This window comes from Parafrankia sp. Ea1.12 (assembly GCF_900465275.1).
GTDB lineage: Bacteria > Actinomycetota > Actinomycetes > Frankiales > Frankiaceae > Parafrankia > Parafrankia soli.
In genome coordinates, this window is sequence record NZ_UBIZ01000123.1 from 1 (window position 1) to 10,287 (window position 10,287).

The following is a 10,287-nucleotide window of genomic DNA, read 5'->3' on the forward strand; positions in this document are numbered from 1 at the left end:
GTTCCTGTTCGCCGCCGTCGTCCTCGTCGCGAACGCCGCCGCCGACCGCTCCCCGCCACGGCCCGCCGAGCTCGCGACCTTCGCCGCCTTCACCGCGCTGGCCGTCGTCACCGGGGTGCTGCTCACCAGCCCCGTCGCGGCCGGCGCCGGGCAACGTGCCGAAGGCGCCACCGCCGCCCCCCAGGACAGCGGCCCTCCCATGACCTCCACCTGGACGCTGCCGGTCGCGCTGCTGCTGCCCCCGCTGTACGCGCTGCTCGCGCACGTCCCGCTCTGGCTGGCGACCGGGGGAGCGGGGCGGCTCGGCCGGCCGGCGGGCCGGGGCGGCTCCCCGCCGCCGGCGCGCATCCGGCTGCACGACACCGCCGCGCTCGGTCTCGCCGGCGCCGCCGCGGCCGCCGTCCACCACCTGATCGCACCCACGACGGACCCGCGGTCCGCGGAGCGGCTCGCCGGCTCGTCGCACACCTTCGCCGCGCTGATCGCGGCGGTCGGCGTCTACGTGCTCGTCGACCGGCTGCTGCGTCCCGGTCACTGGTCCGGCGGGCGGGAGCAGGCGGTCGCGGTCGCGGTGGAGACCGGCGCCGCGCTGATCCTCGCCGTCCTGTGGGCGGCCAGCCCGCTGCTGCTCGTCGTCGCCGCCCCGCTCGTCCTGCTGCTGCGCCGCGGGCTGGCCCACGCCGAGCTGCTCACCGCGGCCCGCACCGACCCCAAGACCCGGCTGGCGACCATGGCCTACTGGCGGCAGGTCGCCCAGCGCGAGACCGCCCGGACCCGCCGGCTGGGACGTCCACTGTCGGTGCTGCTCGTGGACGTCGACCACTTCAAACAGGTCAACGACCGGCACGGGCATCTCAACGGTGACGCGGTGCTGCTCGCCGTCGCCGACGCGCTGCGCCTGGCCACCCGGCCGCAGGACCTCGTCGGCCGGTTCGGTGGGGAGGAGTTCGTCGTGCTGCTCGCCGAGGTCGACCTCGACGCGGCGGCGGCCGTCGCCGAACGCGTCCGCCACCAGGTCGCGGGGGCCAGCACCCGCCTCGGTCGCGCCGAGGTGACCGTCACGGTGTCGGTCGGCGTCGCCTGCACCAGCCCCGCCCGCCCCGACCCGCTCACCCACCAGGCAAGCCCGGCCGGCCCGGCGGACGGGACCGACGCGGCCCGTCGCGGCGCGCCCGGCACCGCCGCGGAACCGGCGTTCCCCGGCTCACGCGCCGCGGCGCCGGCCACCGACGACCTCGCCATCCTGACCGACCTGCTCGAGCGCGCCGACGCGGCGCTCTACCAGGCGAAACGCGAAGGCCGCAACCGCGTGCGCACCGCCGGAACGGCCACAGCGGGCGGCGCGCCACCGCGCCCCGCCCGCTGAACTCCCCACACTTCCGAACAGCTTCCGAACTCCCGCGGCTACCTGCTCACCCGTCTACGTGCTCAGCCGCCGGCCGCGCGCACCGTGTTGCGCAGCAGCAGCATCGTCGTCACCGGCCCCACCCCGCCGGGAACCGGGGTCAGCGCGCCCGCGACCGGGGCCACCGCGTCGGCGTCGACGTCACCGACCAGGCCGGCGTCCGTCCAGTTCGTGCCGACGTCGATGACGACCGCCCCGGGCCGGACATGCCCGGCACCGACCATCTTCGGCCGGCCGACCGCGGCCACGACGATGTCGGCGTCGTGCGCCACCGTCGCCAGGTCCTTCGTCCGCGAATGGCACACCGTCACCGTCGCGTCCTCGGCGAGCAGCAGCAGCGCCGCCGGCTTGCCCACCACCGAGCTGCGGCCGATCACACACGCCCGGGCGCCGGCCAGCGGCACCGCGGCCCGGTTGAGGATCTCCAGCACGGCCGCCGCGGTCGCCGGCGCGAACGCGGGCAGGCCGAGGGCGAGCCGGCCCAGGCTCAGCGGGTTCATGCCGTCGACGTCCTTGCCCACGGGGATGCGGGCACCCACGTCGGCGGCGGTCAGCCCGTCCGGCAGCGGCGTCTGCACGATCATCCCGTGCACCGCCGGGTCGGCGGCGAGCCGGTCCACGGTGGCGGTCAGCTCGTCCGGGTCCCCGGTCAGCTCGTGGACGGCGCAGCCCACCCCGACCTTGGCGGCGCCGCGCTCGATCACCCGCACGTACGACCGGGCAGCCTCGTCCGCCGTCGGCAGCACGACCGCCAGGGTCGGAGTGACCCCGGTGGCGGCGAGCCGTTCGACGTCGTCGACGACCGAGCGTCCTATGTCAGCGGCCATCGACCGCCCATCCAGCAATCTCATGACCCGATCCGATCTCCCACGGCGCGCACGACGACGTCCGCGCCGGTCACTGACGACAGGTACTTGTCCAGCTCGGCGGCGGTCGCGTCGCGGGTGGCGGCGTCGCTCATCGACGCCAGGTTCACCCGCACGTTGATCGCCGCCGAGTCGAGGGCCGCCCGCGCGCTGGCGGCGGCGACGGCCACGTCCGACAGGACGTTGACGTTCGCGCCGTCGAGGATGCGCTGGCACAGCCCGACCACCTCGGCGGCCGCCGCCGCGGTGCGCAGCGGCACGTCGGCCGCCCCGACCAGCGCCCGCTGGATCGCGGCGCTGCGTGCCGCCTTCTCCTCGGCGGTCTCCTTGGGCAGCCGGTAGGCGTCGGTGACGGCGGTGAACGCCACCGCGTCCGCGTCGGCCAGCGCCAGCGCCTCGCCGCGCAGCCGGTCCGCCTCGGCGCGGGCGGCGAGCATCACCGGTTCGTGCTCGGCGTACCGCGGCTTGCCGATGGTCAGGTTGGTGACCATGCTCACCAGGGCCGCGCCCAGCGCCACCTGCACCGCCGCCGCGGCGCCACCGCCGGGCGCGGGAGCCGCCGAGGCGAGCGCCTCGAGGAACCCGTCGAGTGTCTCGTCCGCCATCGCTTTCGACTCCCGCCTCGATCCGTTGTCCGGATCCGTGCCCGTCCGGACCTGTGCCGGCCAGCTCGCCACGCCGGAACCCCTGTGTGCCGTCACGCTCCCGCGTGGACGGCCGGCCGTGGCCGGGGACCACGGCCACGCCGCGGCGTCACCCGTCCCCACCCGACCCGGGACCGTCCGCATCCGTGCCGCGGATGCGGCGGAGCGGGGACGGCTGGGCGCGGGGCTGGTCGGAGTGCACCGTAGCAAGTGGATCGGCGCCCTGGACGGGGCAGGCCCGGCGCGCGCCCGTCCCGGACGGGATTGTGAGGTTTACCCCTCCGTCGACGGCGACCGGTCCACCGACGCTCACCCTGGCAGCGACCCCATGATCAGGTCGAGGCCGTCGTCGAACTGCGTGGCCGTGTCGGCCCGCAGGAACGGCACCGCCGCCGCCAGGTCGGGCAGCTGGTGCGCCGGCGGGTTGAACGTCGCCGTCGGCGCGCTGGGACGCCGGTCCTGCGCGACCGCGGCGGCCAGCGTGCGCGCCTCGGACAACACATGGCCCAGGCTGTAGAACAGCAGCGTCTGGTAAGCGGACGTCGCCTGCTCGGGGCTCAGGCCCATCCCGCGCAGCAGGCCGAGCGCGTGGTTGGCCCGCTCCCAGTACGCCCGCCCGCCCGGCGGGCGGCGCAGGATCACCCCCGCCATCGTCGGGTGGCGCAGCAGCGACCGCCGTAGCTGGTGCAGGCTCGCCCGCAGGTCGGCCCGCGCGTCCCCGGTCGACGGCAGCGGCTCGTCGCCGGCGATCAGGATGTCGGCGAGGACGTCCAGCAGCTCGTTCTTGGTGTGGAAGTGGCGGTAGACGGCGGTCGGGTCGACCTCGAGGCGGGCACCGAGGGCACGCATGCTGAAGGCGTCGGCCCCGCCGATGCGCACGATCTCCATCGCCGCGTCGAGCAGCACCTCCCTCGACAGGGTGCCCCGAGGCGTGCGCTGCGGGGGAGCCGATGCGCCCGACCGGGGCGCGTCCTCATCCTCGTCCGGTGCCGTCACGACACCTGATCGTAGTGGAACCCACAGTGTGGTCAACGCTGTTGACGCGCCCGCCCGTCAAGGATGATCTTGATGGCCGCGTCATCCCCGCTCACTGCCGCGCCGGGTGCCCGCCCGCGTGACGGGCGGCGTACACCACCACCGCGGCGAGTACCGCGGACCCGCCGAGCACGGACGTCCCGGGCAGGCTGAAGGCCAGCAGCAGGCAGCCGAGCAGTCCGACGACCGGAACGGCGCGCACCGGACGGCCTTCGGTGGGGGAGAGGGTCCACGCCGCGGCGTTGGCGACCGCGTAGTGCAGCAGCACCCCGAACGAGGAGAACCCGATCGCGCCGCGCAGGTCCGTGGTGAGCACGAGCGCGGTGACGGCGGCCCCGACCCGCACCACCGGAGCCAGACCCGGCACGCCGGCGGCACGCACGGCGTCGGTGAGCGGCGCGGCCGACGCCCCGAGCGCGGCCACCGGTAGCACCAGCAGCAGCGCGACGGCGACCGCGGCGTAGACGACCAGCGTGATGCCCAGCGCGGTCGGGATCGCCCGGCGGATGGTGCGCCGCGGGTTACGGACCTCCTCGCCGAGCGTCGCGATGCGCGCATAGCCGGCGAAGGCGAAGAACAGCAGGCCGGCGGCCTGCGGGAGACCGGGCCACAGGCTGGCGGCCCGGCTCCGCGGCGCCACTGGTGACGCAGGCGACCACGACCACGACGATCAGACGGGTCAGCCAGGCCGCGCGCCGCATCCCGGAGTAGTTGACCGCGGTGAGGGTGGCCGTGGCGGTGGCCGCCACCGGTTCGCCCCACGTCCCACCAGACCCTCAAGATAGTCAACAGTGTTGACGTGCGAGCCCTGCACAAACGATCAAGAAAACAACCAAATGCACAATTGATCAAAAGCCTTTCTCCTCAACAGAAAACCTTCGGTTGAGAGGAGTTTTCGATCATGAAACGGGCTTCGGGTGTCGCCATGATCATCTTTGCCGTGTCCCTCTGGGGTCGCCTCGCGCCTCGCGCTGGACGAAGGCCGCCGCGGACCTTCGCCCATGGCCATGGGCGGGCCTCCCGGTCGGACGCGGGCCTACTTAACATAATGTGCATTATCGGCGCGGTTTCGGGAGGGGTGTTCGGCCCCGTTCGACCTCTATGTGCCGCCGGGGCCCCGCCTGCTGGGCGGTGTTTGGTCAGGTGCCGATGTAGGTGGCGAGGTGTTCGCCGGTGAGGGTGGAGCGGGCGGCGACGAGGTCGGTGGGTGTGCCTTCGAAGACGATCCGGCCGCCGTCGTGGCCGGCGCCGGGGCCGAGGTCGATGATCCAGTCGGCGTGGGCCATGACGGCCTGGTGGTGTTCGATGACGATGACGGACTTGCCGGAGTCGACGAGCCGGTCGAGCAGGCCGAGGAGTTGTTCGACGTCGGCGAGGTGCAGGCCGGTGGTGGGTTCGTCGAGGATGTAGGTGCCGCCCCTGTCGGCCATGTGGGTGGCGAGTTTGAGTCGTTGCTGTTCGCCGCCGGAGAGGGTGGTGAGCGGCTGGCCGATGGTGAGGTAGCCGAGTCCGACGTCGGCGAGCCGGTTGAGGATGGCGTGTGCGGCGGGTGTGCGTGCCTCGCCGGTGCCGAAGAACTCCTGGGCGTCGGTGACGGACATGGCGAGGACTTCGCTGATGTCGCGGCCGTCGAGGTGGTGGTTGAGCACGGAGGCTTCGAACCGTTTGCCGTCGCATTCTTCGCAGGTGCTGGCGACGCCGGCCATCATCGCCAGGTCGGTGTAGATGACGCCGGCGCCGTTGCAGGCGGGGCAGGCGCCTTCGGAGTTGGCGCTGAACAGTGCGGGCTTGACACCGTTGGCTTTCGCGAATGCCTTGCGGATCGGGTCGAGCAGTCCGGTGTAGGTGGCGGGGTTGCTGCGTCGTGAGCCGCGGATGGCGGTCTGGTCGATCGAGACGACGTCCGCGCCGGCGGGGATCGATCCGTGGATGAGGGAGCTTTTGCCGGAGCCGGCGACGCCGGTGACGACGACGAGTACGCCGAGGGGGATGTCGACGTTGACGTCGTGCAGGTTGTGGGTGGTCGCGCCGCGGATCGGGAGCTGGCCGGTGGGGGTGCGCACGGTCGGTTTGAGGGTGGCGCGGTCGTCGAGGTGGCGGCCGGTGAGGGTGCCGCTGGTTCGTAGCCCGGAGAGGGTGCCTTCGTAGCAGACGGTGCCGCCGGCGGTGCCGGCGCCGGGTCCGAGGTCGACGACGTGGTCGGCGATGGCGATTGTTTCCGGCTTGTGTTCGACGACGAGCACGGTGTTGCCCTTGTCCCGCAGTCGCAGCAGCAGGTTGTTCATGCGCTGGATGTCGTGGGGGTGCAGGCCGACGGTGGGTTCGTCGAAGACGTAGGTGGTGTCGGTGAGTGAGGAGCCGAGGTGGCGGATCATTTTGACGCGCTGCGCCTCGCCGCCGGAGAGGGTGCCGGAGGGCCGGTCGAGGGAGAGGTAGCCCAGGCCGATCTCGACGAAGGAGTCGAGGGTGTGGTGCAGCGCGGTGAGCAGGGGTGCGACGGATGGTTCGTCGAGGTCGCGGACCCAGTGGGCGAGGTCGCTGATCTGCATGGCGCAGGCGTCGGCGATGTTGGTGCCGGCGATGCGGGAGGAGCGGGCGGCTTCGCTGAGCCGGGTGCCGTCGCAGTCGGGGCAGGTGGTGAAGGTGACGGCCCGGTCGACGAAGGCGCGGATGTGTGGCTGCATCGCTTCGCGGTCTTTGGACAGGATCGATTTCTGGATTTTCGGGATGAGGCCTTCGTAGGTGAGGTTGACGTTGTCGACCTTGATTTTTGTGGGTTCTTTGTAGAGCAGGTCGTGGAGTTCGGTCTTGGTGTATCGGCGGATGGGTTTGTCGGGGTCGAGGAAGCCGGAGCCGCCGAAGATGCGGCCGTACCAGCCGTCGGCGCTGTAGCCGGGGATGGTGAGGGCGCCTTCGTTGAGGGATTTGCTGTCGTCGTAGAGGGCGGTGAGGTCGAAGCCGGAGACGGCGCCGCGGCCTTCGCAACGGGGGCACATGCCGCCGGTGCGGGTGAAGGTCTTTCGTTCGGTTTTGCTGGTTCCGCGTTCGGTGGTGATCGCGCCGTTTGCCCGGACGGTGGGGACGTTGAAGGAGAAGGCGTTGGGTGAGCCGATGTGTGGACGTCCCAGCCGGCTGAACAGGATGCGCAGCATGGCGTTGGCGTCGGTGGCGGTGCCGACGGTGGAGCGGGGGTCGGCGCCGAGCCGCTGCTGGTCGACGATGATCGCGGTGGTGAGTCCGTCGAGGACGTCGACTTCGGGTCGTGCAAGGGTGGGCATGAAGCCTTGGACGAAGGCGCTGTAGGTTTCGTTGATCAGTCGCTGGGATTCCGCGGCGATGGTGCCGAAGACCAGGGAGCTTTTGCCTGAGCCGGAGACGCCGGTGAACACGGTGAGTCGGCGTTTGGGGAGTTCGACGCTGAGGTCTTTGAGGTTGTTCACGCGGGCGCCGTGGACGCGGATGAGGTCGTGGCTGTCGGCGAGGTGGGGCGCGGGCGGCTGCGGGTCCGTCCTCGTGGCGTTGCTCATGGTGTCTCCATCGTGCTGGCCAGCCGGTGGCGACCACCAGGTCGCCACCGGTGTCGGGCGCGGGGGTTGCCGCGTGGCGGCTGTCCGGGTGTCGGGTCCTGGCCGGGTTCGCCGGCTGGTTCAGCGGTGTTCGTTGATTCGGACGAGGTTGCCGGCGGGGTCGCGGAAGGCGCAGTCGCGGACGCCGTAGGGCTGTTCGGTGGGTTCCTGGACGACTTCGGCGCCGCTGGCCTGGACCTTGGTGAAGGTGTCGTCGAGGTCGGCGGTGGCGAGGATGACGTGGGCGTAGTTGCCCTTGGCCATCATCTCGGTGATGGTGCGGTGCTCGTCGTCGGTGATGCCGGGGTAGGCGGCGGGTGGTTCGAGGACGATGCAGGTGTCGGGCTGGTTGGGGGGTCCGACGGTGATCCAGCGCATGCCGTTGTAGCCGACGTCGTTGCGGACTTCGAAGCCGAGGGTGTCGCGGTAGAAGGCCAGGGAGGCGTCGGGGTCGTCGTGCGGGAGGAAGCTGGTGTGGATGGTGATGTCCATGGCGGTCACGCTAGGTGCGGCTGGGTGAGCGCGCTTCTCGATTCCTGACCGGTCTGGTGATCTGTTTGGCGATGCAGGAGGGCATGCCGGCGGTGGTCGCGGCGGCGTGGCGGCGGTAGGCGCTGGGGGGCATGCCGACGAGTTCGGTGAAGCGGCTGCTGAAGGTGCCCAGGGAGGAGCAGCCGACGGCGAAGCAGACTTCGGTGACGGTGAGGTCGCCGCGGCGTAGTAGGGCCATCGCGCGTTCGATGCGCCGGGTCATCAGGTAGGCGTAGGGCGATTCGCCGTAGGCGAGGCGGAACTCGCGGCTGAGGTGTCCGGCGGACATGTGTGCGCCGCGGGCGAGCGCCTCGACGTCGAGGGGTTGGGCGTACTCGCGGTCGATGCGGTCGCGGACGCGGCGGAGGCGGGCGAGGTCTCGGAGGCGCTGTGTCGCGGCGGGACTGCTGCTCACCTGCGGGATGGTGCCATGTCGGGGTGGGGGTGCCAGTGCCAGGCCCGGCGTGGTTCGTGTGGGGTTGCGGGCTGCCGGGGTGGTGTCCGGCAGCCGGTGCGGGATGGGGTGTGGCCGGCCTGGTCGGGTTGGTCAGCTGGCGTGGTGTTTCAGCTGGCGTCGGTGTTGTCGAGGTCGAGGGCGAGGCTGTTCATGCAGTACCGCTGGCCGGTGGGGGCGGGGCCGTCGTCGAAGACGTGGCCGAGGTGGGAGTCGCAGCGGGCGCAGCGGACCTCGGTGCGGGTCATGCCGTGGCTGCGGTCGGTGATGAGGGTGACGGCGTCGGCGGTGACGGGCTGGTAGAAGCTGGGCCATCCGGAGCCGGAGTCGTATTTGGTGTCGGAGGTGAACAGGGGGGCGCCGCAGGCGCCGCAGCGGTAGGTGCCGCTGGTCTTGTCGTAGGTGTAGGCGCCACTGAAGGGGGCTTCGGTGGCGGCCTGGCGCAGGATGGCGTAGCGCTGGGGGTCGAGGAGCTGGCGCCATTCGGTGTCGCTGCGGACGACCTTCTCGTCGGTGTCGGTGTCGGTGTTCGGCTGGTCGGTCATGGGATGTCCTTCCTGGTGCGGGGTGGCCGGCGGGTGGGTGGGTGTGCCGGTTTTGGCTGGCTGGCGGGTGTGGTGTTGTGCGCGGGTCGGGTGTTCCTGTCTGTGTGCTGTGTGGTGGTCCCGTGGTGGTCAACGCGGCGGGCGGCCGGTTTGTTCTGTCATGCGACTGGTGCCGCGGTGCCAGTTCGGGTGTTTGTGGGGTGGTGGCGGGTGAGGGTGGTGGCGGCGAGGGCGACTCCCCCCGTGGCGGCGGCGGCCATGGCGGTGCCGGCGGCGGGTGGGAGCTGGCGGCGGGTGGTGGCGTGGGTGAAGACCGCGGCGTCGGCGGCGTCGGCGAGCAGGCCGGCGAACAGCCATCCGCGGGTGGGTGCGCCGGTGAGCTGGGCGTGGAGGAGTCCGGCGCCCAGGGCGAGGTCGCGGATGCCGGCGAGGCGGGCGAGCCAGGCGATCTTCTCGGCGGTGACGCGGTCGACGCCGGTGGCGCGGATGATTCGGACGGGTCTGGTCAGGGCGGTGAGCCCGACGGTGGTGCGGGTGAGGCCGTTCAGCAGGATCGGAGCCCGGTTCGTCACGCGCCGTGTATCCTTTGCAGTCGGTGGAGCACACAGTGTGATTGCGATCTCGTTACCTGGCCTTCCGGGGTGGGAACGACTTCGCTTGTCCGTACGTTGGACTCGGTTGAGGTCCACACGCCACGACGCTCTGAGGAGTCATATGGGCGAGCGCATTCTGCGGGGCAGCCGTCTCGGTGCAGTGTCCTACGAGACTGACCGCAGCACGGAGCTTGCCCCGCGGCAGACAGCGTCGTACGACTGCCCGAACGGTCACCAGTTCACCATGCCCTTCGCGGCCGAGGCCGAGGTGCCTTCGGCGTGGGAGTGTCGCGTGTGTGGGGCGGCGTCGGTGATCGTGGACGGTGAGCGGCCGGAGCCGAAGAAGAGCAAGCCGCCGCGTACGCACTGGGACATGTTGATGGAGCGTCGGACGACCGACGATCTGGAGGAGGTGCTGGCCGAGAGGCTGGCGGTGCTGCGGGGCACGGGTGCGGACAGGCGGTCCGCCTGAGGGTGTGAACGGTCCCGGGTCTGCCGGTTCGCGGTGCCGGTGAGGCGCGGGTAGGTCGGAGACGTCGATGTGGGGTGGCAGCGTGCGCTGCCACCCCACATCGACGTTTCAGGGCCGGCCGGCGTCGACGGTGTCGGGTCCGGTGGCGGTCGGGGTGGTGAGGCTGTCCGTGGTGG

10 protein-coding genes and 1 pseudogene are annotated in these 10,287 nt (G+C 71.8%); 2 read left to right on the forward strand and 9 right to left on the reverse strand.

Going from position 1 to position 10,287, the window contains the following annotated elements; genetic code table 11:
- Window positions 1-1,366 (forward strand): GGDEF domain-containing protein (locus FMEAI12_RS02875; protein ID WP_146776620.1); only part of this gene is annotated, 1,366 nt, incomplete at its 5' end.
- Window positions 1,367-1,428: 62 nt separating this feature from the next.
- Here FMEAI12_RS02875 and FMEAI12_RS02880 read toward each other — a convergent pair.
- From FMEAI12_RS02880 to FMEAI12_RS02920, 9 genes and pseudogenes are all read right to left on the reverse strand, one after another.
- Window positions 1,429-2,256 (reverse strand): bifunctional 5,10-methylenetetrahydrofolate dehydrogenase/5,10-methenyltetrahydrofolate cyclohydrolase, encoded by an 828-nt coding sequence (locus tag FMEAI12_RS02880; RefSeq protein WP_112104877.1) that lies wholly within the window; start codon window positions 2,254-2,256, stop codon window positions 1,429-1,431.
- Entirely contained in the window at window positions 2,253-2,876 is a 624-nt protein-coding gene (locus FMEAI12_RS02885) for a cyclodeaminase/cyclohydrolase family protein (protein WP_041254462.1), read from the reverse strand. The genes FMEAI12_RS02880 and FMEAI12_RS02885 overlap by 4 nt, the downstream gene beginning before the upstream one ends.
- Before the next feature lie 348 nt (window positions 2,877-3,224).
- The gene (locus FMEAI12_RS02890) at window positions 3,225-3,911 is read right to left on the reverse strand and encodes a TetR/AcrR family transcriptional regulator C-terminal domain-containing protein (protein ID WP_112104878.1); all 687 of its coding nucleotides are present in this window, start codon (window positions 3,909-3,911) and stop codon (window positions 3,225-3,227) included.
- 91 nt (window positions 3,912-4,002) lie between these two features.
- Window positions 4,003-4,675: pseudogene (locus tag FMEAI12_RS02895) on the reverse strand (amino acid permease); the annotation flags it as partial.
- A 414-nt stretch (window positions 4,676-5,089) separates the two neighbouring features.
- Window positions 5,090-7,477, reverse strand: coding sequence for an excinuclease ABC subunit UvrA (locus tag FMEAI12_RS02900; protein ID WP_112104879.1), 2,388 nt, complete (start codon window positions 7,475-7,477; stop codon window positions 5,090-5,092).
- A 120-nt stretch (window positions 7,478-7,597) separates the two neighbouring features.
- Window positions 7,598-8,008: a VOC family protein gene (locus FMEAI12_RS02905; RefSeq protein WP_112104883.1), complete on the reverse strand. Its 411-nt coding sequence runs from the start codon at window positions 8,006-8,008 to the stop codon at window positions 7,598-7,600.
- A 10-nt stretch (window positions 8,009-8,018) separates the two neighbouring features.
- Window positions 8,019-8,462, reverse strand: coding sequence for a helix-turn-helix transcriptional regulator (locus FMEAI12_RS02910; RefSeq protein WP_112104880.1), 444 nt, complete (start codon window positions 8,460-8,462; stop codon window positions 8,019-8,021).
- Between the two features lie 149 nt (window positions 8,463-8,611).
- Window positions 8,612-9,046 carry a peptide-methionine (R)-S-oxide reductase MsrB gene (msrB, locus tag FMEAI12_RS02915; RefSeq protein WP_112104881.1) on the reverse strand — a complete coding sequence of 145 codons (435 nt, stop codon included), beginning with the start codon at window positions 9,044-9,046 and terminating at the stop codon, window positions 8,612-8,614.
- Window positions 9,047-9,204: 158 nt separating this feature from the next.
- Entirely contained in the window at window positions 9,205-9,618 is a 414-nt protein-coding gene (locus FMEAI12_RS02920) for a hypothetical protein (protein ID WP_071064329.1), read from the reverse strand.
- 142 nt (window positions 9,619-9,760) lie between these two features.
- On the opposite strand from FMEAI12_RS02920, the gene FMEAI12_RS02925 reads away from it, so the two are divergent.
- Window positions 9,761-10,111, forward strand: a complete 351-nt coding sequence (locus tag FMEAI12_RS02925) for an RNA polymerase-binding protein RbpA (protein WP_112104882.1) — start codon at window positions 9,761-9,763, stop codon at window positions 10,109-10,111.
- Window positions 10,112-10,287: the final 176 nt, after the last annotated feature.

Excerpts from the sequence above, each read along its gene's own strand:
- FMEAI12_RS02905 (WP_112104883.1), bottom strand. The coding sequence starts at position 8,008 with ATGGACATCACCATCCACACCAGCTTCCTCCCGCACGACGACCCCGAC.
- FMEAI12_RS02900 (WP_112104879.1), bottom strand. The coding sequence starts at position 7,477 with ATGAGCAACGCCACGAGGACGGACCCGCAGCCGCCCGCGCCCCACCTC.
- FMEAI12_RS02925 (WP_112104882.1), top strand. The coding sequence starts at position 9,761 with ATGGGCGAGCGCATTCTGCGGGGCAGCCGTCTCGGTGCAGTGTCCTAC.
- msrB (WP_112104881.1), bottom strand. The coding sequence starts at position 9,046 with ATGACCGACCAGCCGAACACCGACACCGACACCGACGAGAAGGTCGTC.
- FMEAI12_RS02880 (WP_112104877.1), bottom strand. The coding sequence starts at position 2,256 with ATGAGATTGCTGGATGGGCGGTCGATGGCCGCTGACATAGGACGCTCG.
- FMEAI12_RS02885 (WP_041254462.1), bottom strand. The coding sequence starts at position 2,876 with ATGGCGGACGAGACACTCGACGGGTTCCTCGAGGCGCTCGCCTCGGCG.